The sequence below is a fragment of the Acidobacteriota bacterium genome, assembly GCA_003225175.1.
GTDB lineage: Bacteria > Acidobacteriota > Terriglobia > Terriglobales > Acidobacteriaceae > Gp1-AA112.
Window position 1 is genome coordinate 32,098 of sequence record QIBA01000042.1, and the last position, 26,281, is coordinate 58,378.

General features: G+C 55.5%; 22 protein-coding genes and 1 tRNA gene. 14 read left to right on the forward strand and 9 right to left on the reverse strand.

All coding sequences use genetic code 11. The annotated features are described in order from the left end of the window. Nucleotides 1–168: 168 nt before the first annotated feature. Entirely contained in the window at nucleotides 169–3,009 is a 2,841-nt protein-coding gene (locus DMG62_10655; protein PYY22940.1) for a hypothetical protein, read from the forward strand. Between the two features lie 227 nt (nucleotides 3,010–3,236). After that, nucleotides 3,237–3,323: transfer RNA gene (locus tag DMG62_10660), tRNA-Leu, on the forward strand. Nucleotides 3,324–3,443: 120 nt separating this feature from the next. Here DMG62_10660 and DMG62_10665 read toward each other — a convergent pair. Then, complete coding sequence (locus tag DMG62_10665) at nucleotides 3,444–3,860, reverse strand: hypothetical protein (GenBank protein PYY22941.1); 417 nt, start codon at nucleotides 3,858–3,860, stop codon at nucleotides 3,444–3,446. Then, nucleotides 3,857–4,234: a glyoxalase gene (locus DMG62_10670; GenBank protein PYY22942.1), complete on the reverse strand. Its 378-nt coding sequence runs from the start codon at nucleotides 4,232–4,234 to the stop codon at nucleotides 3,857–3,859. Before DMG62_10670 ends, DMG62_10665 begins: the two co-directional genes overlap by 4 nt. Nucleotides 4,235–4,328: 94 nt before the next feature. Here DMG62_10670 and DMG62_10675 point away from each other — a divergent pair, with 94 nt between their 5' ends. Further along, on the forward strand, nucleotides 4,329–4,649 hold the full coding sequence (locus DMG62_10675) for a helix-turn-helix domain-containing protein (protein PYY22943.1): 321 nt from the start codon (nucleotides 4,329–4,331) through the stop codon (nucleotides 4,647–4,649). Nucleotides 4,650–4,759: 110 nt separating this feature from the next. Here DMG62_10675 and DMG62_10680 read toward each other — a convergent pair whose 3' ends face one another. Then, a complete protein-coding gene (locus DMG62_10680; protein ID PYY23002.1) occupies nucleotides 4,760–5,725 on the reverse strand; it encodes an alcohol dehydrogenase in 966 nt (321 codons plus the stop codon). Nucleotides 5,726–6,040: 315 nt separating this feature from the next. On the opposite strand from DMG62_10680, the gene DMG62_10685 reads away from it, so the two are divergent. The 5 genes from DMG62_10685 to DMG62_10705 all read left to right on the forward strand — a co-directional run bounded on the left by DMG62_10685 (nucleotide 6,041) and on the right by DMG62_10705 (nucleotide 13,785). Next, a complete protein-coding gene (locus tag DMG62_10685) occupies nucleotides 6,041–10,159 on the forward strand; it encodes an alpha-amylase (protein ID PYY22944.1) in 4,119 nt (1,372 codons plus the stop codon). 632 nt (nucleotides 10,160–10,791) lie between these two features. Beyond that, nucleotides 10,792–11,778 carry an aldo/keto reductase gene (locus DMG62_10690; protein ID PYY22945.1) on the forward strand — a complete coding sequence of 329 codons (987 nt, stop codon included), beginning with the start codon at nucleotides 10,792–10,794 and terminating at the stop codon, nucleotides 11,776–11,778. 9 nt (nucleotides 11,779–11,787) lie between these two features. Beyond that, nucleotides 11,788–12,432 carry a transmembrane reductase oxidoreductase gene (locus tag DMG62_10695; protein ID PYY22946.1) on the forward strand — a complete coding sequence of 215 codons (645 nt, stop codon included), beginning with the start codon at nucleotides 11,788–11,790 and terminating at the stop codon, nucleotides 12,430–12,432. Between the two features lie 6 nt (nucleotides 12,433–12,438). Further along, on the forward strand, nucleotides 12,439–12,978 hold the full coding sequence (locus tag DMG62_10700) for a hypothetical protein (protein ID PYY22947.1): 540 nt from the start codon (nucleotides 12,439–12,441) through the stop codon (nucleotides 12,976–12,978). A 261-nt stretch (nucleotides 12,979–13,239) separates the two neighbouring features. Next, the gene (locus tag DMG62_10705) at nucleotides 13,240–13,785 is read left to right on the forward strand and encodes a hypothetical protein (protein ID PYY22948.1); all 546 of its coding nucleotides are present in this window, start codon (nucleotides 13,240–13,242) and stop codon (nucleotides 13,783–13,785) included. Between the two features lie 87 nt (nucleotides 13,786–13,872). Here DMG62_10705 and DMG62_10710 read toward each other — a convergent pair whose 3' ends face one another. Beyond that, the gene (locus DMG62_10710; protein PYY22949.1) at nucleotides 13,873–14,412 is read right to left on the reverse strand and encodes a hypothetical protein; all 540 of its coding nucleotides are present in this window, start codon (nucleotides 14,410–14,412) and stop codon (nucleotides 13,873–13,875) included. A 215-nt stretch (nucleotides 14,413–14,627) separates the two neighbouring features. Beyond that, nucleotides 14,628–15,659: a sigma-54-dependent Fis family transcriptional regulator gene (locus tag DMG62_10715; protein PYY22950.1), complete on the reverse strand. Its 1,032-nt coding sequence runs from the start codon at nucleotides 15,657–15,659 to the stop codon at nucleotides 14,628–14,630. A 739-nt stretch (nucleotides 15,660–16,398) separates the two neighbouring features. Between DMG62_10715 and DMG62_10720 the strand changes: the two genes are divergently transcribed. From DMG62_10720 to DMG62_10740, 5 genes are all read left to right on the forward strand, one after another. After that, the gene (locus DMG62_10720; GenBank protein ID PYY22951.1) at nucleotides 16,399–16,800 is read left to right on the forward strand and encodes a hypothetical protein; all 402 of its coding nucleotides are present in this window, start codon (nucleotides 16,399–16,401) and stop codon (nucleotides 16,798–16,800) included. A 275-nt stretch (nucleotides 16,801–17,075) separates the two neighbouring features. Further along, entirely contained in the window at nucleotides 17,076–17,921 is an 846-nt protein-coding gene (locus DMG62_10725; GenBank protein ID PYY22952.1) for a hypothetical protein, read from the forward strand. A 3-nt stretch (nucleotides 17,922–17,924) separates the two neighbouring features. Beyond that, nucleotides 17,925–19,388, forward strand: a complete 1,464-nt coding sequence (locus tag DMG62_10730; protein ID PYY22953.1) for a sigma-54-dependent Fis family transcriptional regulator — start codon at nucleotides 17,925–17,927, stop codon at nucleotides 19,386–19,388. Nucleotides 19,389–19,400: 12 nt separating this feature from the next. Beyond that, the gene (locus DMG62_10735; protein PYY22954.1) at nucleotides 19,401–19,859 is read left to right on the forward strand and encodes a hypothetical protein; all 459 of its coding nucleotides are present in this window, start codon (nucleotides 19,401–19,403) and stop codon (nucleotides 19,857–19,859) included. Nucleotides 19,860–19,981: 122 nt separating this feature from the next. Beyond that, nucleotides 19,982–20,947 carry an LPS biosynthesis protein WbpP gene (locus tag DMG62_10740; GenBank protein PYY22955.1) on the forward strand — a complete coding sequence of 322 codons (966 nt, stop codon included), beginning with the start codon at nucleotides 19,982–19,984 and terminating at the stop codon, nucleotides 20,945–20,947. A 78-nt stretch (nucleotides 20,948–21,025) separates the two neighbouring features. Here DMG62_10740 and DMG62_10745 read toward each other — a convergent pair whose 3' ends face one another. Both DMG62_10745 and DMG62_10750 read right to left on the reverse strand, forming a co-directional pair. Then, the gene (locus tag DMG62_10745) at nucleotides 21,026–21,904 is read right to left on the reverse strand and encodes a hypothetical protein (GenBank protein ID PYY22956.1); all 879 of its coding nucleotides are present in this window, start codon (nucleotides 21,902–21,904) and stop codon (nucleotides 21,026–21,028) included. Between the two features lie 387 nt (nucleotides 21,905–22,291). Beyond that, nucleotides 22,292–22,858: a hypothetical protein gene (locus DMG62_10750; protein ID PYY22957.1), complete on the reverse strand. Its 567-nt coding sequence runs from the start codon at nucleotides 22,856–22,858 to the stop codon at nucleotides 22,292–22,294. A gap of 41 nt (nucleotides 22,859–22,899) precedes the next feature. Between DMG62_10750 and DMG62_10755 the strand changes: the two genes are divergently transcribed. Continuing rightward, nucleotides 22,900–24,552, forward strand: coding sequence for a hypothetical protein (locus tag DMG62_10755; GenBank protein PYY22958.1), 1,653 nt, complete (start codon nucleotides 22,900–22,902; stop codon nucleotides 24,550–24,552). On the opposite strand, the gene DMG62_10760 is transcribed toward DMG62_10755, so the two are convergent. Both DMG62_10760 and DMG62_10765 read right to left on the reverse strand, forming a co-directional pair. Next, nucleotides 24,526–25,173 (reverse strand): hypothetical protein, encoded by a 648-nt coding sequence (locus DMG62_10760; protein ID PYY22959.1) that lies wholly within the window; start codon nucleotides 25,171–25,173, stop codon nucleotides 24,526–24,528. The two genes, DMG62_10755 and DMG62_10760, sit on opposite strands and share 27 nt — an antisense overlap. Before the next feature lie 11 nt (nucleotides 25,174–25,184). After that, entirely contained in the window at nucleotides 25,185–26,117 is a 933-nt protein-coding gene (locus DMG62_10765; GenBank protein PYY22960.1) for a GNAT family N-acetyltransferase, read from the reverse strand. Nucleotides 26,118–26,281 lie beyond the last annotated feature (164 nt).

A 26,281-nucleotide genomic window follows, 5' to 3' on the forward strand; every position in this document is an offset into this window, starting at 1 on the left:
GTCCCCGCTGCACCTAGTTATTCCTAAGTTACTTAACCCCCTGTACTAGGAAGTAAACCGGAATCCCCCCTTAACCCCTCACGGCTAAGATTTGCCCGATTCCAGCAATTAATCTCCCGACCCGGAGCACCGCCCCATTCGGCTCCGGTTTCTCTTTTTGGAGGCCTCTTGCTTTCGCGTATTGGGCTAATCTGTATTCTCCTCTCTGGTCTTCAGGCATTCGGTAGCACACCGATCACACCAACCACCACGTTATCTGCAGAGACCGGTAACAACACCAGCGCTGCGGCGACTTTTCAGGCCCAGACCAACGGCAACGCCGCTCCGGGAAACGCGAGCAAGGTTCCAACCAGCTCCCTGCTCTACAACGGATCGAACACCGCCGTTTACGCGCACTTCATGCCCTGGTTCGGTGTGAGCTACCACATGGACATTGGCTATAACTCCAATGATCCGGCGGAGATTAAGGCGCAAGTCACGGACATGCTCAGCCGCGGAATCGCAGGAGTGATTATCGACTGGTATGGTCCAAATAACACTCATCACAACACCACGACGCTGAACATGATGACGGAAGCGCAATCGCGCAATGGAGCCTTCCAATTCGCGATCATGGAAGATGCCGGGGCCATCAAAAATTGCGCAAGCACCGCGGGCTGTGATGTCACGGCGGCGCTGATCAGCGACTTGAATTACGTCACGCAGACCTTTGTACCCTCGCCGGCGTACATGCGGTGGAATGGCAATCCAGTGGTGTTCTACTTCGGAGTCGAGAGCTATAGCATCGATTGGAACCGCGTTCGCGCCAACACAGCTTCGAATTTGCAGTTTGTCTTTCAGAACACCGCTGGCTTCACGCGGACATATTCAAACGGCGGATTCTCATGGGTCCAGCCCAGCGACGTGACCGCCACTGATCCGATGAGCCTCAGTTATCTGACAAACTTCTATCAGACAGCGCAGCAGTATTCCCAGAAGCTGCCGGTAGGAACGAGCTACAAAGGATTCGATGACACGCTGGCAAGCTGGAGCGCAAACCGGCACATGCAGCAGCAATGCGGTCAAACCTGGCTTGCCACTTTCAATAAGGCAAACAGCTTGTGGTCCACCGCCGACCAGCTTGCCTGGTTCCAGCTCGTGACCTGGAACGACTATGAAGAAGGCACCGAGATTGAAACGGGCATCGACAACTGCTTTGGGGTGACAACTTCTGTGAGCGGCGACGCACTGAATTGGACGATCAGCGGCGACGAAAGCACAATCGACCATTACACAGCGTTTATCAGCAGCGACGGAACGAACCTCATGTCACTCGGCGATTTCCCGGCAGGCACTCGCACTGTAAACCTGGCAGCTTTTGGATTTGATTCGGGAACGTACTCGGTTTACGTGAAAGCAGTAGCAAAGCCTTCGATTTTGAACCATATGTCAGCCGCGGTGACGTACAGCTCCGGCTCGCCGTCTCCACAGGCTCCGGTGGCAAAGTTGTCGATCTCTCCCGGATCGGGAACGGCACCGCTTGCAGTAACGGCGTCGACAGCTGCCTCCACCGATCCGCAAGGCAGCGCCCTCACTACGATGATTGATTTCGGTGACGGCAGCGCAGCGGCCGGCCCAAGCGCGTCGCATACGTACGCGAATGCAGGAACCTACACGGTGAACGCAACCATCACTGACGCTCTGGGCATGTCCGCGAAAGCCAGCGCTACCGCTTCCGTAACTGCACCTGCTCCGGCTGCATCCGTCTCCGTTGCGCAGCCGGCAAATAACAGTACGGTAAGCAGCCCGATTCACGTGGTTGCGAGTGGCACCGCGTCGAGCGGAGTCGATGCGATGCAAATTTATCTCGACGGCACCCTCGTCTTCCAGGTGAACGCCGCCTCCTTCGACACGACTGTTCCCGCCAGCGCAGGAACGCATCACGTCACCGTGAAGCTCTGGGACAAGCTTGGCGCTGCTTACATGCAGACTCTCAACGTCACGGTTGCCGCGCCGTTCACGACAGCGCTCGCTGTAACGCCCTCCTCGGCGACCACAGGCGCAACTGTGTCTGCCACGGTTAGCTCCAATTCGGGAACGATCGCAAGCTCGCAAATCGCCTGGGGAGATGGGACTAGTTCTGCAGGACCATCGGCCTCGCACGCATACTCACAAGCCGGAAGCTACACCGTAACCGCAACTGCGACCAGCAGCCTTGGAGCCACATCGCAAGCCACTGCAGGGGTCACGATTAATGCTCCTGCTCCGCCTGCGACTGTGACGGTGTCGCAGCCTGCGAATGGCACAACGCTCTATGCCCCGATTCACGTTGTTGCCGGCGGATCAGCTCCCAGCGGAGTGGACGCGATGCAGATCTACCTCGATGGCGCGCTTGTCTACCAAGTCAACGCCAATTCATTCGACACCACAGTTCCCGCAAGCAATGGAACTCACGCTGTAGTCGTAAAGCTCTGGGACAAGCTCGGCAACGCCTATAAGCAGAGCGTCACCGTAAACGTGATTCCGCGGCTGGTTACGTCTCTGTCGCTGAGCGCTTCGACCATTTCTCAAGGTAGCAGCGTAACCGCGACGGTGACAGCCACCTCCGGAACTATCGGCAGTTCGTTTCTTGACTGGGGAGACGGAACAACGTCCACCGGTCCGAGCGCAACGCATACTTATGCCAATGCTGGGACCTACACCATCACTGGTAAAGCAGCCGATGCCATCGCCCTCGCCACTCCGGTCACGGCGACGCTCACCGTGCAAGCGAAGCCGTTCGTCGTAATGCAATCTCCCACGCCGAACAGCAACGTCTCAACCTCAGTGCACGTGCAAGGCTACTCCGGCTCACCGTCTGGGATCGTTGCCATGCAGATCTACCTCGATGGCATTCTGATTTACAAGAACTCGCTAAGCCAGGTGGACACGTACATCAATGTCTCGGTGGGAACACATCGCATCACTCTGAAAGCCTGGGACGGCTCAGGCGCCGCCTACATGCAGCAAGCGTATGTAACAGCGAATTAGCGCATCCGGTAGAGACGCAGCATGCTGCGTCTCCACCATGCCTTCTCGTGACGATACACGGGCGGGAACACCCAGGCAGCAGCGTGCAGATACAGCATGCTGCGTCTTTACTAAACCTGGTTTGACACGCAATTCCCGCAACAGCGAGAATAGATAAGCAGCCCGTCCAAACCGCGGTTCGCTAGCTCTTCCACCAAGCGAACTCCAGGCGGTATGAACGTTTCCAGGCCGAAGTGGCGGAATTGGCAGACGCGCATGGTTCAGGTCCATGTACTCGCAAGGGTGTGGGGGTTCGAGTCCCTTCTTCGGCACCAAGTCTCGTGATCCAGTGACTTAGCACGACGGCTATCTAAATCGCCTATGTGAAGTGTGCGCGCGATTGAATTTCTTGCGGTTTGCCGACAATTCGGGAATTGACACTTTTGTGCCCCGCCTTAGTCCGGGCTGCGCTTCGAGGGCGAACCTACTTGGCCGGCGCGACGGAAGCGCAATGCGGACCAGACTTCGTCGATAGCGACGATGGACACCGCGTGCCATCCCTTACCATCCATCGCTCGCCGGATTACATCCCGATTTAGATCTCCTGCTGTTTTCGAGGTTTTCTTTGGGTAGGAAATCCACACCAAAGCATTCGGAGCCGCGTGTTTTGGGAGCTTCCTGGCGAACGTGCTGATCTCTGCCAGGCGCGTTGCAAAGACCTGCACAAAGGGATACATCCCATCGACTCTGGAAGAGACAGTGAGTCCGTCAGGCAAAGGCGTCAACAACTTCAGGTAACCCGAAGGCGGGTCGATGATTAACGCCCGCATGCCGGGGTTCATACCGAGTTTTCTGGCAATTGGTTTTTTCATTTGCGATTGACCTTGCTGGAGAGCGCGAACTGATTGCCGTCCGGATCCTTGAAGACGGCGATCGATCCCCAAGGCTCGTTCTTGGGTTCCTCGGAAAAAGTTACGCCTTTCAACTTCAGCCCTTTGGCGGTTGCGAATACGTCGTCACACCAGAAGGCAACGGACTGAAACTCGCCGATGCGTCTCTCGTGACCTTCGGGCGTGTAGAGGGCGACACCGGTCTCCGCACCAGGAATGAGGAGTTCAATCCAGCGTTGCTTGTCAGTGAAAGGCTGGTCTGTGGCTACTTTTAGTCCGAGTGCCTCCGTATAGAATTTCAGTGCAACGTCCTGATCGCGAACGGGAATGCCGACAAACTTTATTCCGCGAACCACAGTTTTCCTCCTCCATAAAAACGAACGGAGCATAGCGTGCAGAATTCGCGCGTGCAATGAGCCAGTCGTTGCTATATTAGTTGCCGGTATAGCCGTGCTGAACCTGGATGATTACGTCGTGGACGTATTGATGCGTGACCTGGTCGGGCATGATCGGAGACCAGCTAGTTTCCTGCTCTACATTTGGCTCGCCGCCGAACAAGCACGCAGGCAAGGAGCCGTTCACGTGAGTTATCAGGAATTGGCGGAGTCGATTGGAATTTCGAAGAGTTCAGCGCAAGCCGCCGTCAGTTGGCTGGTCCGACGGAAGCTGCTCGCCGTTGGCAAAGAAAACGCTACGGCTATCCCGCGTTACACTGTGCGGCGCCCATGGAGGGATACTGCACGCGGCGTCAGTGTCCGCCGTGCTCAGTGATCGTTCCTCCCGGATAACGGGCTACTCTTCAACGATCCAATTAGGGAACAGTCGCCGAGTACTCACGCGCAACAGGGCGGCAGAAAGATGTTGCAATAACTGATCGACTTTCACTCCATCGTGATGACGACCTTGCCGTTGTGAGTGCCTGCGCCAAAATGACGAAAGGCTTCCCGCGCTTCGCTCAGCTTATAAGGACCATCGATCACGGGGATTAGCTGTCCGGCTTCGAAACGTTCGTTTAAGTATGGCAGGTCCTGGTTCTGCTTCAGCATGACCAAGCGGACGGTTTTGCCCGTGGTTTGCCGAATGCACCATCCGAAAATTACAAACTGGAACAGTCGGGACAAGTCGCCACCGATGGTGGCATATGTTCCTCCGGGACTGAGCGAGTGCGTGTACGCGAATGGGGAACGAGTCGTTTTTGTATCGAGGATCAGGTCGTAGCGCCGCCCGTTCCTGGCAAAGTTCTCCTTTTTGTAATCGATCAGGTGGTCAAAGCCGATGGCCCGCATCATCTCGAACTTCACCGCGCTATCGACACCCGTAACTTCCACGTCCTGCGATTTGGCTAATTGAATGGCAATCGTGCCCACGCCGCCACCCGCCCCATTGATGAGGATCTTCTGGCCGGATCTCAGCGGTCCGGCCGCAAAGAGACCTTGCACTGCGAGCTGCCCGGCTTGCGGCAGCGCGGCGGCCTCTTCGAAAGTCATTCGAGACGGCTTCCGTACCAACGCCACTTCGGGCGCACACACATACTCCGCAAATCCGCCCCAGCCGCCAGAGCCGAAGCGAGACAGATCACCGTAGACCTCGTCTCCGACCGTAAAACGTTGAACCGCGCTGCCGACGGCGGCAACCCGTCCCGCGATGTCGGAACCCAGAATCCGTACACGTGGCCTATTGAAGCCGAGCGGAACCATCGGCCGCTGAAGCATCTGCCAATCCCAATCGTTGATTGAGGCCGCATGCACCCGCACCAAAACTTCGCGTTCCTTTGGTGCTGGCGGTTCGATGTCCCTTACTTCGAGCACGTCGGGCGGACCGTATCGGTCGCGAATCAGTGCTTTCATCATCGGTCTGTCCTTCAGCGGATAGGTCGAAAGGACCTGCTGATCATGCGACAAAGAAAGTGGCTGGCCGATGCAGTTTAGCCGATTCGAGAAATCGATGGCGAGCGTATCACGCTTCAAAGAAAGAGTTGCCGACGACTGGTGCAGAATCAGCGATGCTACAGCGGGCCGAATGGCCAGCGTGAGTTGCTTCTTCAGTGGATTCAACCGTCGTCCCAATATGGTACAAGCACGGGCTTATCGACCGGTTCACGTTTGACAACGACTTGGTTCAGAGTACACTGCTGATCGCTCAGAAAGGCGTGTGGGGCCGATATGAAGCGTTTTGCACTCTTTTTCAGTCTTCTTTTTACTGCCCATTGCGCAATCGCCCAAATGGGGGTCACCTCTGTCACCATTGCCGGCGACCTGCAACAATCGCAGGGTTGCGCCAACAACTGGGATCCGTCTTGCTCCAACACATTGCTGAGCTACGACAGATACAGTGATATTTGGAAGGGCGCCTTTTCCATTCCAGCGGGAAGCTACAACTACAAAGCCGCCCTCGACGGGAACTGGAACGTCAGCTACGGCCTCAACACCGGCGGCAACAACATTCCACTGAGCCTGCCTGCTCAGGCGACGGTATCGTTCTACTACGACAACAAGTCTCACTGGATCACCGATAATCACAACAGCGTCATCGCTACTGTTCCCGGCGACTATCAAATAACCATCGGGTGCTCCGGCAATTGGGATCCGGCCTGCTTCCGTTCCTGGATGGAAGATCCAGGCGGTACTGGCACTTACAGCTTCACCGCCAATATTCCGCAGGGAACTTACCAATGCAAAGTCGCAATTAATGGCAGTTGGAGCGAGAACTATGGGCAGAACGGCACTCCCGGCGGGGACAACATCCCGTTCAGGGTTCTAAGCACAAGCGCGAATGTCACGTTCTCCTACAACCCAGCGACTCACCTCCTGAGCATCATCGGCGCCTCCCCGGCGCACGACAGCAACGTCGAATGGGACGGTCTTCGCCATGACTCTCGCGATACGCTTTACCGTTCGCCCGGCGGCGCTGTTCCGGTCAACACGCCGGTTAAGCTTCGCTTCCGCACTTACCACGATGACGTCACGGATGTGACTCTCCGCTGGTACGACCTCAACGCCGGAGCCGAAAACGTTATTCCAATGCAGATTGTTGCGGCTGGCGTGCCTTGCTACCAAAGTGGCCTCGGCGACAACACGTGTGATTTCTGGGAGACAACTGTCAATTCGAAAACGCCAAACAATTTCTGGTACCGGTTCATCATCAGCGACGGCACCGCCAACGCATACTACGAAGACAACACGCCAGCTCTCGACGGCGGCCTCGGCGCCGCGAGTGCCGACGCCATCGACAACAGCTACGCGCTGATGTACTACGATCCCAAGTTCACCAGTGCCCCGTGGGCGAAGAATGCCGTTATCTATCAGATCTTCCCTGACCGCTTTCGCAACGGAAACAGGCAGAACGATCCCAAGACCGGTGACATCCGTTACGAGGATCCGGTAATCGCGCAACAGTGGGGGGCACTGCCCGAAGGCTACTGCCACCTCTACAGCGATGCCACCAGCAACTGCCCGTGGCGCTTTAACACGCCTATGAACACCGGCACCATCGAGCAGCCGCGCGGACGCGACTACTTCGGAGGTGATCTTAACGGCATTGAGCAATCGTTCGATTACCTCGAGTGGTTGGGTGTAAACACCATTTACTTCAATCCCATCTTCTCCTCATCGTCGAATCACGGATACGACACGCGCGACTACTCGAAAATCAACCCGTACTTCGGTACCAGCAAAGAATGGGCGAGGCTCGTTGATCGCGCCAGCGACGAAAATATACGCATCATTCTGGATGGCGTATTCAACCACCTCTCGTCCGACAGCCCGTTCTTCGATCGTTATCGTCAGTTTGCGGTATCCGGCGCCTGCGAAGACGCCACTTCCCCTTTGCGTCCGTGGTTTACGTTTAGGCCTCCGGGGCCGGGCGAACCGTCGCCCTGCGTGCCTTCCACTCCCGGGGGCAGCGACACCTTCTACAACGGATGGGCCGGATTTGACAGTCTGCCGGTCATAACGAAGTCATTGCCGTCAGTTCAGTCCTACTTTCTGACTGACCACAACAGCATCAGCCGTTCCTGGCTGAAGCAGGGCGCTTCAGGCTGGCGTCTAGACGTCATGGGTGACGGTTCATTCCCAAATGGGTATTGGGAGACTTTCCGCAAAGTGGTGAAGTCCACCAAGCCCGACGCGTTGATCATCGGTGAACTCTGGCAGAAGGACAGCACACTCCTGCGCTTCCTGCGCGGCGATCGCGCTGACGCAACCATGAACTACCGCCTACGCGATGCTGTAATCGGCTTCCTTGCGCCGCAGACATTCGACCCCAAGGGCTTCGCCGACAGCGGTCGCAAGTTGAAGCCTTCCGAGTTCTTGTCGCGCCTCCAGTCCATCCGCGAGGACTATGCCGATGCCGCGTACTTCTCGATGATGAACCTGCTCGACAGTCACGATACGGCACGTTTGCTCTGGGTTTTGACGCCCGGTGCCGACAACCGCAATGATAAAGAATTCAACCCTGCCAATCTTGCCGAGGGCAAGCGGCGGCAGCAGATTGCGGCCACCATTCAGTTCTCCGTGCCGGGCGCTCCAACTATCTACTATGGCGATGAAGCGGGCGTTACCGGTAACGACGATCCCGATGACCGGCGCACCTTTCCCTGGCCCGATGTTGGCGGAGCGCCGGACTTCCAAATGGGTTTCTTCTACCACGAGCTGATCGAAGCCCGAAAACACGAAACGGTCCTACGCCATGGCGACTTCCGCGGTTTGCTCGCCGATGACAGCAACGACGCTGTGGCATTTGGCCGCAAAACGGAACATCAGGCCGCGGTATTGATCGTCAACCGCAGCCCGAATGTGCAGATTGTTAATGTTCCGGTTGCCGGGTACCTGCGGGACAACCTGACCTTCCAAAGCATCTTCACTGTGCAGAATCCCGACTCCATGGCGATCACCAGCGGTGGTGTGCTCCAGGCGACACTCGGTCCCGAAAGCGCCATCCTGTTTGCTACCGGACAGGTGAATCTGAAGCCGCCTGATGCGCCTACGAATCTGGCAGTGCAGAAGGAATTGTCAAACCAAGTGTCACTGTCGTGGACTGGCACGGCGCACGCGGCCAGCTACAACGTGTACGCGAGTCCCGTCAGCGGCGGCGGTTACACGCGGGCGAACACCTCTCTTGTGACCAGGACTACCTTCACGGCCACGGGCCTCACCAATGCCCAAACTTATTACTTCGTCGTCACCACTATTGATGCCGATGGAAACGAAAGCCTCTACTCCAACGAGGTCAACGCCATCCCGCACCTGGTCATCGGTTGGGCGAACTTGCAGTGGCCTCCGTCCATCACGGAGACGATCAGCTCTGTCAATCGCACTCCGAGTATTTATGGTCAGGTCTGGATTGATGGCGTGACGAATCAGCCCGGGGCTGCTCCCGGATTGATGGCACAGGTCGGTTTCGGTCCTACGGGCAGCAACCCTGCAGGAAATTCTGCTTGGACCTGGGTCGATTCAACTTTCAACACCAATGTCGGCAACAACGATGAGTTCGTCGGCAACCTTCTGCCCACCACGGTCGGAAGCTACGACTATCTCTATCGTTACTCCACTACCCACGGCCGCGACTGGCTCTACGCCGATCTTAATGGTCCCGTTAGCGGACTGCCGCCCAATCCGGGCAAGCTCACCGTCAATCCGGGCCCGAACGTCAATCCGCCTTCGGCTCCGCAAAACCTGCAGGTCACTGGCGCCAGCCCGAAGACCGTCTCGCTGTTGTGGAGTGCCGTTACAGGCGATCCCAACCTGTACGGATACGAAGTGCTCCGCGGATCGCAAGCTGGTGGCCCATATTCGATTATTGCCACTACAACCGCAACCACCTACACCGACAGTAACGTACTCTCCGGCACGACCTACTTCTACGTCGTGCGTGCCATCGATCTGTACTACAACCGCTCCGGACCCTCGAACGAGGTCAATGCTACGGCCAAGCAGCGCAAGGTAGCGATCACGTTTAACGTCACTGTTCCCACGAGCACAAACGCCACGGTGCATATTGCCGGAACGCTGAACCTGCTCGATGGCAATTTGCCGATGTGGGATCCGGGCGCGACTCAGCTGACGAAGGTCGACAGCACGCACTGGACAATTACGCTCACAGGCAACGAGGGCGTGCAGCTCCAGTACAAATACACGCTGGGCTCCTGGAACTATGTGGAGAAGGGCTCAGCCTGCGACGAAATTGCCAACCGTATGATCACTCTGACATACGGAGACAACGGCGTGCAGACCGAGAGCGACATCGTTCCGAACTGGAGAAACGTCTCACCCTGCGGTAATTGATTCGAAAGCCAGATCATTAAAGCCCCATGGGAGTGGGGCTTTTTTGCCGTCCAAGGGAAGTCGTCAAGAACTTGATCAGGTTGGCCCCGGCTTGCGAGCACCGACAGTGCGCCAAAATTGCTTTGGAGTATGGCAGCTCTCACGACGGTGGTGACTGGTGAGCTTGATACGAAATTCTTGTCCGAGTCACTGGCAAATCGGAGATATCGCTGGTCGGCGCTCCCAGTACGGGAAACGGCGAGCATGGATCGACCAATAGACCAGAAGCCGGGTTGGCCTGGTTTACTTCTGGCAGGCGTCACGGTATAAAGGGCTAAATTCCGGCTACGTTCGGCGACGTAAACTCCGGAAAACTTGCCAGTCTTACTGGGAAAATCGGCTTCTACCGAGATCACCCTTTTCGGAGTCAATGATGAGGCCAATCTTACTGGGATTTCCAATACGCGGTGCCGAGTCCCGTCTTCCGCAGCAAGTCTTCTATCCAGTATTCTAGTGACGCACCGACCCAAGTCGGCCGAAACCGTAGATCACGAAATCTCCGCGAAGGAACATCACCCGCTCGTTAGCGCGAGAAACATTGCGCAAGGGCAGCATCGTAATCTTCATTTGTGAGTGGCGCGAAAGGAGAAGCAATGCAAAAGCGCAAGCTTGGAAAAAGCAATCTGGAAGTATCGGCACTCGGCCTCGGCTGCATGGGGATAAGCTTCGGCCTTGGTCCGGCGGTCGATAAACAAACGGGAATCACGTTAATCCGGGCGGCTGTCGAACGTGGAGTCACATTCTTCGACACTGCCGAGGTCTATGGCCCATTCACGAACGAGGAACTCGTAGGAGAAGCGCTTGCTCCTGTCCGAAGCAAGGTTGTGATCGCTAGCAAGTTCGGATTCAAGATCGAAAACGGGAAGCAGGCTGGTCTGGATAGCCGGCCGGAGCACATCAAGGAAGTCGCCGAGGCCTCGCTCAAGCGGCTGAAGACTGATGTCATCGATCTGTTTTATCAACACCGCGTTGATCCGGATGTGCCGATCGAAGACGTCGCAGGAGCGGTGAAGGACTTGATCCGGCAAGGAAAGGTCAAGCATTTTGGACTTTCCGAAGCAGGAGTGAGGACCATCCGTCGTGCGCATGCAGTTCAGCCCGTCGCGGCGCTTCAGAGCGAATATTCACTGTGGTGGAGAGAGCCCGAGGTGGAGGTGATTCCGACACTCGAGGAACTCGGAATCGGCTTCGTTCCATTCAGTCCTCTCGGCAAAGGATTCCTCACCGGCAAAATCAGCGAAGACACGAAATTCGACAAGAGCGATTTCCGCAATGTCGTCCCTCGCTTTACGCCAGAGAACCGCAAAGCGAATCAAGTGGTCGTGGACCTGCTTGACAGGTTCGCACAAGAGAAGAAGGCAACACCCGCTCAGATTGCGCTCGCCTGGCTGCTTGCGCAGAAGCCGTGGATCGTGCCGATCCCGGGCACGACCAAGCTGCATCGCTTGGAAGAGAACCTCGGAGCCGTTAACGTGCAGCTTTCGTCCGACGATCTCCGCCAACTCGAGGCGGCTGCGTTAAAGATCCCGGTACAAGGCGCTCGCTATCCGGAAGAGCTGCAAAAATTGGTCGGTCGCTAAGCAGGCTGCATGCGAATTGGCATTCTCGGTGCGGGACTGATGGGCGGAAAGCTTGGCACTATCTTCTCGCGAGCTGGACACGAAGTTGTGTTCAGCTATGCGCGTAGCGAGCAGAAGCTCAAGCGCCTCGCGCGCGACGCCGGACGGAATGCAAGGGCCGGTACACCACATGCAGCCGCGAAGGAAGCAGACGCTGTATTGCTGGCAGTGCATTGGTCTCGAATCAACGATGTGCTGAAGCAGGCGGGCGACTTGTCAGGCAAGGTAATCGTGACCTGCTCCTTGCCTATGGATGAGGAGAACACGAAACTTCTCATCGCAAATACGTCCTCAGGTGCGGAAGAGCTTGCGAAGCGGGTTCCGAAAGCGCATGTGGTGTGCGCCTTCAACACGATTCCCAGCGAGGTGCTCTTCGGTGTATTCGAAGCTAAGCGCAGGAAGTCGCGGCCTGGTCTGGTGTATTGCGGCGACCAGCGACGCGCAAAAGATGTCGCCGTCAGACTGATCGATGACGTCGGTTTTGAGCCGGTGGATTGCGGTCCACTTCGAATCGCACGATATACCGAGCCTTTTGCGCTGCTTGTTGCCCAGCTCGCGTACGAGGGAGATCAAGGCCCGGAGCTGGCGTACAGGTTTGAAAGGTTGAAAAAATAATCCATCGTGCAAGAGCTCGCAAAGTGGGATAGCTTCTATGTAATTGTCGGCTCCGCCTCCGGCGCTTTGATCGGATTGCAGTTCGTAGTCATGACGCTCATCGCCGACAAGCCAAGTGCGGCTGCGCCGGAAGCAGGTGCGGCTTTCGCGACACCAACGATCGTTCATTTCAGCGTCGTTTTGTTTATCGCGGCGCTACTGCGCGCTCCCTGGCAAACCATAGCCTCAGTGTCAGCTCTTTGCGGCTTGATGGGATTCGGCGGAATCGTCTATGCGCTGATCGTCGCTCGCCGTATGCGGAGACAGAACGCATACCGGCCTGAATTCGAAGACTGGCTCTTTCATGTTCTTCTGCCACTAGGTACCTATGGAATTCTTGCGGCCTCTCCCTTCGTAGTTCGCTTGCACTTACGCGAGGCGCTGTTTGGGGTTGGAGCCGCGGCGCTGCTGTTGCTTTTCATTGGCATCCACAACACGTGGGATGGTCTCGCGTATCACGTATTCATTCGAATGAGGGACGTGCACCGGGAGCGCCCGCAAAAATGAGCGGGATCGCGAGTCAACCAGTTGAGCTCGATCCCTTGCCAGGACGCTGATCGCTTTGGCCGGCAGGTTACCAAAGGCCATGTACGATTCGTACGAACGACATGCTTGGTCCCTCTCCCATTAAGGGAACATTGGCAACTCGTTTGTACCAAAGGAACGATCACCCATGTGACCTTCGTGTCTGCGGGCTGGCTCGAACGGCGTTTGCTTATGGCATGATTTTCTCGTGCTCGGAAGTCCCCGCCGAGACGGAGGGAAATGATGCCAAGCACAAAGCGCCACTTTATTGCTCTGGCCTGCGGGTTGGTGCTGTCCCTATGCGGGACGCTAACAGCCGCAAACGGCCAGGAAAAAGAGAAGAACCACAGAAGTCAGGTTTCGACCTTTCCCGGCACGGTCGGGATGATGAATCCCTGCCCCACGGCCGATCACGGTGTCTTCTTCGTCGACGGCACTAACGTGGCTCGCTACCGCGAAAACAAGGACCATGCCACGATTCACATTCGCTTCCTGGCTAAGGGACTCGATAGCATCGGGCAGCCCGTGAAGGCATTCCTGCATGCCAACGCTCAGGTGGATCCGGGAGTTGGAGTGTATGAGATCCCGTTTGAATCAATCTGGGTGGATAAGGGATCTCACAACTTCGAGTTTTTGTCCAACCTGCAGGTCACGGTTGTTAACGGACGCGTAACCAGTGCCAATATCTTCCCTTGGGATGGATATACGCTGCAGTGCACCGATGACACCGACGCAAATGCCGCCGATCGCAGGTTCAACAACGATAAAGACGAGGACGACAAGAACTAGCAAGACGCGGTTTTAAACCAGCGCCAATCGAGGCACGGCAAAGTCAGGCTGCCGTGCCTCTTGTTTTTGGCGCGGGTTTAGGACTCATCAGGTAGCTGGGACTTCGCTGTGGGTTATCGCCATCCAGCCTTTTTTGTCTTCTTGCCACACCGTAGTCATATAAAAACGCTGTGGCATCGCGGACGATTTCGTCTGCACCGTTGCGAGATAGGTGACCACCATGTCAACCCCGTGCGGCTTTATCTCCAGCTCGCCCAGGTCAACTCTGGTGACGCCCAGGCTCTGAAAATATTGCATCGCCTGTTGGCGGTCCTTGATACCAGCAGAAGTTGTAAGCGTGTACATCGACGCTAATCGCCATTCTGCACTTTTGAAGTCTCCGTTCTGAATCGCCTTCCACCATAGCCGTTCGTAGGCTTCAGCACCAGTTGCCGTGGACCAGTCCTGCGCTTGTGGAGGTTTGCCCTCGGTACAGGCCATGAATGGCAACAGCAGAATGGCAAGTGCCAGCGTCTTGAGGCGACTCATCACCGGGATTTTACTCGTATGCGCTGGTTGCACGGGCTGTGGAGAAACAGCTGGTCGGTCAGAAGAATTCCCTGTAGGTTCTCTGTTACCTTTTTGCATCCCGCACTGAACGACGATAGTGTTCTGTTGCGTTCAGTCGCGGAGAATCCCTAGAGCTCTCTGATTTTTCGCTGCGTTTCGAAAGAATTTGCAGGTTTTGGGCAGCATTCGATCAACTCAATCGAGAAATGCCTTGCTTTTGTACTTTGAATTTATATCGGAACGCAGTTGAAATTCTCGGATGCTTCTGCAATGAGCAATGCACAGCTGCCGATCTAATTGATCATTCCGTTGTTTCCGCTTTCACTGAGCCGATCTGTTAGCTTGGTGCGCCTGGGAGCAATTCCGGTTTCCTGAATCTTATAAAGCAGCGCGCGATAGCTGATGCTCATCGCCTTCGCGGCTTTTTTTCGGTTCCAATTGTGCATCTGCAGGACTTTGAGAATGATGCGGCGCTCCAGTTCGCATATCGCGTCGCGCGTCGCTTTTTTCAAGGAAATCTTGCCGTCCAATGGAATCAGCGGATCAAAGCAGTTTCCACCTCCGCGCGAAACCAATTCTGAAGTAATCGCTTCTTCACTGCCCAGAACGACGTACCGCTTTATCAGGTTTTCCAGTTGACGGATATTTCCCGGCCACTCATAGCGTTGCAGCATCGCCATCAGTGCGTCTGAAAAAGGCTTCGCCCGAACCGAAAACTTGTCTCCGTAAAAGTCCAGAAAGTAGCTGGTGAGCGTAGGAATGTCGCGCACACGATGTCGCAGCGCCGGCGCCTGGATTTGGACTACGTTGATGCGGTAGTAGAGATCCTGGCGGAATCGCCCGGCCGCGATCTCCTCAGCCAGATCACGGTTCGTCGCACAAATCACGCGAACTTCTACCTTCACATCCTCCTGCGCGCCGATGCGACAGAATTGGCCGTCTTGCAGAAGCTGGAGGAGTTTGGCCTGCATTGCCAGCTCCATTTCGCCGATTTCGTCCAGAAAGAGCGTGCCACGGTGGGCCATTTCTACACGGCCGGGCTTCGATTTAAGGGCGCCAGTGAAGGATCCGCGCTCGTATCCAAACAACTCGCTCTCTAGCAGGGTACCGGGGATCGCTGGGCAGTTAACCTTGACGAAGGGGCCATCGCTCCATGGCGATTGCTGGTGAATCATCCGGGCCAGTACTTCTTTGCCAGTGCCATTTTCGCCCGTGATCAGAATCGGGACATTTGCGCCCGCGACGACACGCAGCTTGTGCTGCAGCATTTGCATGCGGTCTGTAGTTCCGAAGACCACCGTTTCGGGCGGAATTCCTGCCGGCAAAAGGCCGTGACCGTTACTCGCTAGGGCGGTTGCGCTCAATGGCTAAGCTCCGGAAGGCGTCACATTCGAAAAACGAGTTCTACTATCAGTGCACTCCTGTGCACATTCGCAACCAACACTCAGATTCTTCAATGGAGACTGTGGAAAACTCGGAACTCAGATGTACAAACCTCGATTGATCAATCCATTACAGGACTCATAGGCCAATCAACCGATGATCAATTTGTTCGCTGCTGTTAGGTATTTCCAGTGATGACTGAAAATCTCTCGTGAAAACATTTGCAGAAGCGGAAGTGATTTTTTCCACCGGCAAGTTGCTGAAGAGTGGGCAATCTGCCGATTTCCCTAATCTAAACTTTTGAACAGCGGAAAAACCAGCAAGTGGACCCTATAATGGATTACCACCAGATGAAAGCGGGTTCTTGGGCGCGTAATCCCGTTATTTTTGTATCTAATAAAATTAAGAATCCGAAGGGCCACGCAAAACAATGGAATTCTTGTCTACATGGGTTTCCATTTGGTATGCACAAGTTTTCACTTGCAGTGCGGTGGAAACTGTTAAAAATCCTCGGAAGTGCCTAAAGGGCTAGCTAGTTATGCCCCATCTCAAGATGGTTAACAAACTGCAATTACCTCAAAAACGCCAGCCGGGCGATGTGCATCGCTTTAGTCTCGCGGACACAGCGAGTAAGATTTTTCCTGATGTTTCGGTCATATTCCGGACCCGTTGTCAGGCCTTATGTTGGACAGAGCTGATGGCCCCGAGCGTGGAACAGTAAATCTTAGGAACGCAGGAATCTTGCCCGTGGATGAGAAACGAGTGCTCCCAAGGTTTCCGCTAGAGATGCCGGTTTGGCTTCGGCTTCCCGGATCCGACGCTACCGTGCACGCCAAGACTCGTGATGTGAGCGCAAGTGGCGTGTTTTTTTACGTGAATTGCGAGATTCGTCCCGAAGCCGAAATTGAATTCACCATGACCCTGCCTCCAGAACTCACGCGGACCGCTGCCATTCAGGTTTCCTGCAAGGGCAAAGTGGTAAGGGTTCAGAACGACCCGGAAACTGGAAAGATCGGCATCGCTGCGGCCATTCACAGCTACGATTTTCTCGCCCAGGCGGCCTCGAATCTCGGCGAAGCCTAGTTCTGCTCGAATCAAAACTTGATTTCAGGCTTTGGGTTAAAGGCCCAGAGAGGTAATGGTACTCGGTTACTATAGGTTTGCTTTCAGTAACTTCGGTACGACATCCCGCAAAGCTTATCTTGAGAATTGCAAAATATTGCGATATCGTAAGCCATTCGGTTGGCCGAGCGGAATCACTTCGAGGCGAAAACTCCTCCATCAGCCTTAAGAATCCCCTGTTTCGGTAACAATTTAGCAGTTCCCGGCCGCAGTTCGTGCCGGAAACGGAGAAAAGCGTGTCTAGTTCCCCTGGTCAGGCGGTCGCAAGTACAATCTCGTCTGCCACTCGACTCGAGATTGAAGATTCGCTGAAGCAGGATATTTTCCGGCGCACCATAGCGCTAGCATCTGCAGCCCACGAACTGAAAACACCGCTTTCTGTGATGACCGGCTATACTGACCTGCTTTTAGGGCAGTTGCTCGGTCCTCTGAATGAGCAACAACGAAAAGTTCTCGAAGAGATGAAGCAAAGCGGTTTGCGCTTGCAGCGCTTCGTTCAGGATTTTCTGGCCTTCAGCGCATTGGAATCAGGCAAGATCCGAATTGCAAAAGAGCTGGGGGACGTAAACGAATGCATCGCTGAAGTCCTGGAGCACTGGTCGAACCGCTTCGAACAGAAGAAACTCCGCTGGGAGTTCCGTCCGGAAAGCAATCTTCGGCAGCTGCTGTTTGATCCGCTGAAACTGCAGCACGTCATCTCGAACCTGATCGATAATGCCGTGAAGTTCACTCCCGTCGGTGGCAAGATTCGCGTCAGCACCAGCACCTATCTGTGGGAGCGACGGACGTATCGCCAGATGCTGCCGTTTGCCAACGAGCGGCGCGCTGAAGCTGATCATCAGCCCAATGCGATTCGAATGTGCGTCACAGATAGCGGGCCGGGAATCCCTCCTGAATTCCATCAGGAAATATTCAACGAGTTTTTGAGATTGCAGCAGACCTCCGATTCACACGGTATGGGACTTGGGTTGGCGATCGCACGTCGCCTGGTAGAAGCGCACGCAGGAAAAATCTGGGTAGAGAGCGAGCACGGTCACGGGAGTACATTCTGCGTGCTGCTGCCAATGAGGACCAAAGAGTAAGTCATGAGCGCAAACGCCACCATTCTGATCGTTGATGACGAACCCAGCATGCTTCGTTATACGAAGACCCTGCTCGAAGTGGATAACTACTCGGTGGAGACGGCCGGAAGCGGCTTCGAGGCCATTAAGCGCGTGCAGGAGGGACTCAATCCCAGTCTGATTTTGCTCGACATGGCTATGCCGAGCATGAATGGCCTGCAAACCATCGAGGAATGCAAAAAGATTCGTCCAGAGCAAAAGATCGTTGTTCTCTCTTGCGTGAGTGACACCAGCACAGTTGTACAGGCGATCAAGCTGGGTGCGCTCGACTATGTTACTAAGCCTTTTTACAAGTCAGAACTCGATGCCGTCCTGAAGCGCTGCCTTGAGCCTGAAAAACCGGCCAAAGTCGCTGCGGACATACAGCGCTACAGCGTCTCAGACGACGTCCAAATCGAGAGTCTGGAGGACGATCTCTTCTTCCTCGCAGCCAGCCCGCAGATGAAGCAAATTCGCGCGCAAGTCTCCCTGGTCGCGAAAGTCGATGTTCCTGTATTGCTTCTCGGTGAGAGCGGAGTGGGAAAAGAAATTCTTGCGCGGTTGATTCATAAAATGTCGATCCGCGCCCACCGTCCGCTGCTCAAAGTAAATTGCGCAGCGCTGCCGGCCGAACTGCTCGAAAGCGAGTTATTCGGATATGAGGCTGGTGCCTTCACCGGTGCTCAGCGTTCCAAGCCGGGAAAGTTTGAGCAGTGCAACAAAGGGACGATTCTGCTCGATGAAATCGGCGAAATGACGACTGCGCTGCAGGCGAAGCTGCTTCATGTGCTGCAGGACGGATCTTTTTCGCGCCTCGGTAGCCGTTCGAACGTAACCGTCGACGTCCGCGTTCTGGCCGCCACGAACATCAACATCGAAGAAGCGATCGCCAACAAGACCCTGCGCGAGGATCTGTACTATCGCCTGAACGCGTTCACCATGCATATTCCCCCGCTGCGCGAACGCCGCGAAGAGATTCCCCTATTGCTGAAGCACTTCATGAACCGCTTATCGGAGCGTTACGCGAACGCCCCCCTGAGCTACTCCGAGCGCCTGGTGCGGGCTTGCATGCTGTATCACTGGCCCGGCAACCTGCGCGAGCTTGGTAACTTCGTGAAGCGCTATCTGGTGCTTCAGGACGAAGAGATGGCCATTTCGGAACTTGAGGCGAAGGGAAAGGGTCAGGGGAACGGTTCGGCCGAAGCCTCATTGAATGGCGGAATTGTGGCCGCTCCAGAAGGCGGACTAAAGTCCCTGGTTCGCAGTCTCAAGGATGAAGCCGAGCTTCGCGCCATCGAGCAGGCTCTGCTTGCCACCAATTGGAATCGCAAACTGGCTGCTGCCCGCCTGAACATCAGCTACAAGGCTCTCTTGTACAAAATTAAGCAATATCAAATTGTCCCTCCGGGATCTTCTCGCCTATCGGAGCCACGCACCGGATTGCGGTAAGCTGTTCTGCGTATGCCAGAACGGGACGAACTGAAGGTTGTTGCGCATTTAGCCGATGGATCGCTGGTTAAGGGTGTCCTTCGCAATTCAGAGTCGTTCGATCCTCTCTCTGCCGGACTCATAGGACAGACTCTGCCTTCGGTTGTCGCACTGGATACCGGCGGCGGTCGCCAGGTCATTGAGCTGCAAAATACCAAAGCGCTCTTCTTTGTGAAGACGCTGGAGGGTCGGACTGACTACGTTGAAGTAAAGTTCTTCGAACGCAATCCCCAGATCGAAGGGCTCTGGATCAAGCTTAAATTCAAGGATGGCGAGGTGACAGAGGGAATCGTCCATAATTCCCTACCCTTTGTTGCACACTCCGGATTCTTTCTTCGTCCTCCTGATCCCCAAAGCAACAACCGCGTAGTGTACGTGGTGAAAAGCTTTCTCTCAGACTTCCGCATTCTTGGAATTCGCAGCGAGTACTAGAATCGATTGTGTTGGCCCTTACATTCGGAAGCGGCACGTTTGATCGTGCCGCGAGGACGGCGGATCAAATCCGTGCCCTCCCTGAGTCTGCTTAGGTCAGCGGGAGTGCTCTTGATAACTTCATGGCTGTTTATTTAATCACTGGCGTTGCCGGCTTTATCGGCTCCAATATTGCGCGAGAACTCGTGCGTCGTGGAGAAGCCATTCGTGGCTTCGACAACTTTGAAACTGGCAAGCGTGAAAACCTGGCGGGTTTGAAAGAGAAGATTGAGTTTCGCGAACTCGATCTTCTCGATACGCGAGGCCTAGCCGAGTTCTTTCGCGGAGTCGATTACGTTCTGCATCAGGCCGCGATTCCGTCTGTCCCCCGATCGGTGGAAGATCCAGTTTCCAGTCACAATGCGAACATCAATGGAACTCTCAATGTGCTGATGGCCGCACGCGAGGCAAGGGTAAGACGCGTGGTTTATGCTGCGTCTTCGTCTGCGTATGGAGATACTCCCACTCTGCCCAAGCACGAGGCAATGCTTCCCAATCCAATGTCACCCTACGCCGTGCAAAAGCTGACTGGAGAGTTGTATCTCAACTCGTTTTACCGCGTATACGGAGTTGAAACTGTCTCGCTCCGCTACTTCAACATCTTTGGACCGTATCAGGATCCGACTTCACAATATTCCGGTGTCCTGGCCAAGTTCATTACGCAGATGCTCGCTGACAAGCCGTGCACCATCTTCGGCGACGGCGAACAGAGCCGCGATTTCACCTATGTCGAGAACGCTGTAAACGCAAATCTGCTGGCGTGCAACGCGCCCGCAGAGAAGGTAAGTGGGCGTGTATTCAACGTGGCTACGGCAACTCGTTTCTCGCTGAACGAGACCTTCCGCATTCTGGCGGCGATTATCGGGTACAACGGTCAGCCAAAGTACGCACCGCCTCGTGCAGGCGACGTGAAGCATTCGCTTGCCGATATCTCACTGGCGAAAGCCGCCATGGGGTACGAACCAACGGTGGGCTTCGAAGAGGGTCTGAGCCGCACTGTGGCGTGGTATAAGCAAGCGTTGGTTCCGGCTGGAAATGCGTCGAGCTAGCTTTTGGCTGCTCTCCTTATTCCTTCTACCGCAAAGGCACGGCTTAGCCGTGCCTTTTTAACATCTAACAGAATCTTTTCAGCGGTGCCGAGGCTGCAACTGCGGAGCTCCAGTTGTATCCTGCGCCGTCGTGGCAGGCGCCGCAGCCGAGTCGCTGGAGGCGGCGGTCAATTCCGAATTGCGGTACTTTGGCGCGCTGATGTAGCCATGGATGTGATCCTTACTAATCCGTTGAATCACCAGCTCTAGAGGGCGTTCTTCGTCCCCAGGGTAGAACATTGCCGGCTCATAGAGATTCAGGTGCTTTTTCGACATCTTCAGATCGTCGAGCATTAATTCCAAATCGGCGTACTGATGCTTGATATTGGCCTTGCGGAGGCTAATGCCAACTGGCCCGGTGTGCGAGAACTGCTTCGACTTGTCGATATCAAATTCGTAATAGTTGCGCTCGCCCTTGCGCTGCAAAACGACGAGGTCGTCATGCGTCCTGGCGATCGAACCTTGAAGTTCGGTACGCGCTGACGACAATTCCTGGCGAGTGGAGTCAAGGTTAGTACGGTTCTCTTCGATTGCTTTCCCTTGGGCATTGAGCTGGTTTTGCAATTTCCTCCAGCGCGGGTCAGGCTTGCTGTGCCGAGCGATGGCATGGGATTGAACGACAGGCGTAGCTTGCGGAGCGACCGCGGGCTGGCGTGCTGCGACAAGGGAATCGAGCTTGGTGTTTAGCGCATCAATCTGCGAGCGAGTCTCTTTCAATGCCGCGGACGCTTGGTCGTTCTGACCAGCGAGCTGTCGGGCCAGATTGCGCTCGTGAATCGAATATCCGAACAGCCCGACGAACGCCAGAAGGACTACGGCTAACACCCCGAAACGAACGCCCGACGAGGCGGTCTCAAACTCCTGGGTTTCTTCAAACTCTGGTTCTTTCTCTACTTGTGGTGTTTCTTCTTCGTGCATGACTGGAAAACTCCTGGGCGAATTGCGCCCTGCACCTTAGTTCAGCAACTTTCGTTCCATGCGATTTGATTCGTAAGTTGCTGATGGTAATGAGTTTGGTTCTAGAAGCTGGATCGTGGGGAACGAAATTTTGCCTGAATTTCTGGCTGAAACTGGTTGCTTTTACACGATTTGGCGAGAGTTGCCTTAAGGCTGGCTACGTGCTGTTAGCCGCCGTCTCACCCGCCCGGTCGGGCAGTTCGTTGCTGGAACAATGCCGTCAAGTCAGCCCAGTTAAACGTTCAAAGTGGACGAAGCATCATTCGCGGCCTGGAGTGTAAGTCAGTAGCTTGCCGGGTGCCGGTCGGGGGAGCGGAACCACGTAATCAATGTGTTCGCAATGCTGATTTAGAATCCGAGGCGTTTGCCGGCTTTCATAGCCTCCATCATCTTCTTGATCCGCGCCTGTTTGGTCTCATCACGCTTGGCGTCGCCGATGGCTCGAACCCATTCCTTCTGGTGAGTATACGAGAGCGAATCCCAGGTCTTTTCAGCAGTCTTATCGGATGTGATGACCTTGCTGATCTCGGCAGGAACTTCGACTACGCGCTCCTCCCGATCGCGCTGAAGCACTACTTCGACAACGTCGCCAGCTTTGCATTTGGCTCCTGCACGCATTTGCTTGTTTACAACCATGAAGTAGCCATGGCCCATGTTGCAAAGCGAACTACGAAATTGATATCCATTCACGGTTCCCCGCACGGGAACGCGAGCCTTCGTGCCGAACACCGCAGGTACATCAAATGGCGGACGCATGGCGGCGACCTCCATGTTGTCTGCTCCTTCGAGTTTTACGCGGAATCGAAATGGACCATCACCGGGTTCAAAGTCGCTCTTTTTCGCCATAATTCGCCTCCCGCCTACCGCTGATGTTGAGTAATGAGACGGATTCTTTTGCCGCTGATAGCGCGGCATTGATTCCGTGAGCCGTCCCAACTACTCTGCATCTATATAGCATGTCCTATTCGCGTCCAGCCCGCCCGAGTCTGCGAGGCTCTAACTTTGAAATCGCCATCATCGGAGGCGGCATTAATGGCGTGGCCATTGCACGGGTGTGCGCGCTTGCCGGACGGCGCGTGCTGCTGGTGGAGAAGGCTGATTTTGCCAGCGGGACTACTAGCCGGGCAACGCGCATCATCCATGGCGGACTTCGGTATCTCGAGCATGGTGAAATTGGCATGGTACGCGAGTCCCTGCGAGAACGGGAACGCCTGCTTCGGGACTATCCGCATCTGGTTCGTCCGCTGGACTTCGTTCTGGCATTGCCCACGCACGGAATCAGGCGGAGCGCTCTAGCAATCCGGATGGGCATATGGTTATACAGCCGCGCGGCACAAACACGCGGCACCAAGGGAAGCTCGAGCCTGGCAGCATTGGAATCGACTCTCGATCAGGGTTTGCGCCTGAGCCTCTTCCCTTACGAAGATGCACAATGCGAATACCCTGAGAGACTCGTAGCAGAATGGCTGGCTGAAGCCGCAGCGGCTGGAGCCGTAGTCCGAAACTACACCCAAGCGCTCGAAATTCTCACGCGCGAGGGCAAAGCGCGTGGAGTACGCCTGCGTGACTTGATCACGTCGGAAGAGACGGAAATTACTGCCGACTGGATCATAAATGCCACCGGACCTTGGGCAGACGAAATCCTGAAATCTTCGCAGCTCGATGAGCGCCAGCTAATTGGCGGGATTCGCGGCTCGCACATTGTCATCCCCGTCTTCAGCGGCGCTCCTGCAGAAGCCATATATTGCGAGGCGGCCGATGGACGCACTGTATTCGTAATTCCCTGGGCTGGACAGATTCTTGTAGGCACTACGGAGGTTCCTCAGGAGGAGAAGCCGGATCACGTCGAACCATCGCCGAAAGAGATCGAATATCTGCTGACCACGCTGCGCATGCTGTTTCCGCGATGCGGAATCGACGCAGGTGACATTCGTTACTCGTACGCTGGCGTGAGGCCGTTGCCTTATAGTCCGCGTGAGTCACTGTCTGCAATTTCGCGGCGTCATATCCTGCACGATCACATCGAAGATGGAGTTGCCGGGCTGATTACCGTCATCGGGGGCAAACTCACAACCGCAGCTTCTCTCGCGCGCCACTGCGCGCGCAGGATGGGAGTAAAAATTCACTACGCCCACGCCCAGGCGTTTGCGGTGGGATCCGGGGTGGTCCTCGACCAAGCGGTGAAGAAATGGGAACGAACCGTAGCCCAAGCCGGAAACATTTCTGCTTGCACCGCCTCGGCAATTGTGGAATGGCATGGGCAGCGGGCGGAGTCGATTGCCCGCGCGGCGGCCCAGGATGACGCGCTACGTCGACCGTTGTGCGCTCACTCAGAGCACATCGTGGCCGAGGCACTCGAGGCCGTGCAACGCGAGTCGGCTGTCACGCTGTCGGACATTCTGCTGCGTCGCGTTCCCCTCGCGCTGGGAGCTTGCTGGAACGATGATTGCGCTCGAATCGCCGGCCAAAGGATCGGTTCTGTTTTGGGATGGAGTGAAGTACAAAAGCGAGCTGAGCTTGAAAGTTTCGAACAAGAACGACGCCGCTTCCTCCATCCACCGGCTACGACCTGGAGCGGAGAGTCACTTTTCGTGGAACGTGCGCCCTAGCAGCAACGTGTCATCGGAAATCAGGCCGTCGACTCCGAGCTCGGCCAGCCGCAGCATCTCCTTCTGCCGGTTTACCGTCCATACAAAAATCTGCTTACCTGCGGAACAAAGCTCTTGCACCAGAGTCTTCGTCGCAAGCTTCCTCTCAATGATGACTGTGCCAATGGGTAGCGATGGCCAATGCCGGAGTTGACGCGCATTTTCGCAAATGATTCCAAGGGGAGTATCCGCTGCGGAGGCGTGAACTCCACGCAACACATCGGGCAAGAACGACGAAATCACAAATCGTTTCCGGTTGGCAGAGCGTAGCTCGTTCAGAATTGCGCCGACTTCTCCACAGACTTTCAGCTCAATATCAAGAAAGGCGCGGCCGGCAAAGTTGCGGATCACCTCGTCGGCACAAGGTAAGGAAAATTCGGAGAGCAGATGTTTCTCAATACGTCTGCGGCGATACAACGGATTGTGACAGATGACGGGACGGCAATCGCGCGTATATCGAATGTCAAACTCGAAGCCGTCGCAGCCGTGAGCGAGCGCCAGATTGAAGGCCTCAACAGTGTTCTCACGCGCGTACCTGGATGCACCACGATGGCCCAGGAGGAGTGGATGAGGGTAAGGCAATGCGGCGTCAGTTACCCTTCCCAGACAAAAGCATCGAATATCCTGCGCGTATGAAAACCCAGGCGCTCGTAAAGCGCGATCGCATGGTGGTTCGCCGCGGTGACGGTCAAAGACAGCTCGGCAAACTTGCGCTCCAGAAGACTACGCAGGCATGAAGCCATCATCGCACGGGCGAGTCCCTGGCCGCGATATTCGGGCAGAACGCAAACCTGGGTTACGTGTCCAACATCGTCTCGCACGCGCGAGCACAACAGCATTCCTATAATGGAACGAGAGGATGTATGTACCGCCGTGAGCGATGATGCTGGATCGAAGGTCCCGCAGCCGGGGAAACGGATGATGTTGTTCAGGAAGCGCAGCGAGCCGGCGATGCTTCGGTACTGATCGTTGATTTCGGAGTCCACATGACCGGCGTAGGCTTGCATGATGACGTTCGCACCTGCCTGGAAGTCCTGCTCAGCCCAGGGACGCAGTGTGATGCCTCGAAGCCCGGGTACTCGGAATTCAGGCGTAGGCCGCAGCGGAAGCGCCATAAATAGGCGGGAAAAACGCCGAAAGCCTCGATGCACGAACGGAGCCACCGTGGAACCCGTATCGTGCAACAGCAACTGGGCTTCGATTCGGTGAATGCCGGGAGAATTCTGCAGCGTCTCAGTGACATGGTTCAGCAGCCGCTCGCTGAGATCGGGCTGCGAATGGGCTGCCGCGAACATATCGCCAACCACACCCTTGCTGCCCTCGTAAACGAAAAATGAATACCCTACGACTTTGCCGTCGTCGACAGCGGCATACCCGGGAAGAATTTTGGAATCGAGGTAACGAAGAATCATCTCCGCCGAGCTCTGGTAGTCCCAGTTCATGCGCTCCGACCAGAGCCGAGCTTCCTCCATCAGCAGAGGGCGCAACTCGGCGGCACCGAAATGTCGAAGATCGATAATTTCCACGGGCAAACAGTCCACAACTTCGTGGACTCGTCTTACAGCAGCTGCGCTTCTGCCTTGTCTTAAAGACAAAATCCCACTCCTGAGCAACTTCGCAAATCCTGCCATCTGGGCAAACGCAGACCGGCAAGAGTCGGGAACCAGAGTCTAAGAGTAGCCGTGCCTGC

Excerpts from the sequence above, each read along its gene's own strand:
- DMG62_10665 (PYY22941.1), bottom strand. The coding sequence starts at position 3,860 with ATGAAAAAACCAATTGCCAGAAAACTCGGTATGAACCCCGGCATGCGG.
- DMG62_10680 (PYY23002.1), bottom strand. The coding sequence starts at position 5,725 with ATGAAAGCACTGATTCGCGACCGATACGGTCCGCCCGACGTGCTCGAA.
- DMG62_10685 (PYY22944.1), top strand. The coding sequence starts at position 6,041 with ATGAAGCGTTTTGCACTCTTTTTCAGTCTTCTTTTTACTGCCCATTGC.
- DMG62_10690 (PYY22945.1), top strand. The coding sequence starts at position 10,792 with ATGCAAAAGCGCAAGCTTGGAAAAAGCAATCTGGAAGTATCGGCACTC.
- DMG62_10695 (PYY22946.1), top strand. The coding sequence starts at position 11,788 with ATGCGAATTGGCATTCTCGGTGCGGGACTGATGGGCGGAAAGCTTGGC.
- DMG62_10705 (PYY22948.1), top strand. The coding sequence starts at position 13,240 with ATGCCAAGCACAAAGCGCCACTTTATTGCTCTGGCCTGCGGGTTGGTG.
- DMG62_10710 (PYY22949.1), bottom strand. The coding sequence starts at position 14,412 with ATGCAAAAAGGTAACAGAGAACCTACAGGGAATTCTTCTGACCGACCA.
- DMG62_10720 (PYY22951.1), top strand. The coding sequence starts at position 16,399 with ATGTTGGACAGAGCTGATGGCCCCGAGCGTGGAACAGTAAATCTTAGG.
- DMG62_10730 (PYY22953.1), top strand. The coding sequence starts at position 17,925 with ATGAGCGCAAACGCCACCATTCTGATCGTTGATGACGAACCCAGCATG.
- DMG62_10735 (PYY22954.1), top strand. The coding sequence starts at position 19,401 with ATGCCAGAACGGGACGAACTGAAGGTTGTTGCGCATTTAGCCGATGGA.
- DMG62_10740 (PYY22955.1), top strand. The coding sequence starts at position 19,982 with ATGGCTGTTTATTTAATCACTGGCGTTGCCGGCTTTATCGGCTCCAAT.
- DMG62_10745 (PYY22956.1), bottom strand. The coding sequence starts at position 21,904 with ATGCACGAAGAAGAAACACCACAAGTAGAGAAAGAACCAGAGTTTGAA.
- DMG62_10750 (PYY22957.1), bottom strand. The coding sequence starts at position 22,858 with ATGCCGCGCTATCAGCGGCAAAAGAATCCGTCTCATTACTCAACATCA.
- DMG62_10755 (PYY22958.1), top strand. The coding sequence starts at position 22,900 with ATGTCCTATTCGCGTCCAGCCCGCCCGAGTCTGCGAGGCTCTAACTTT.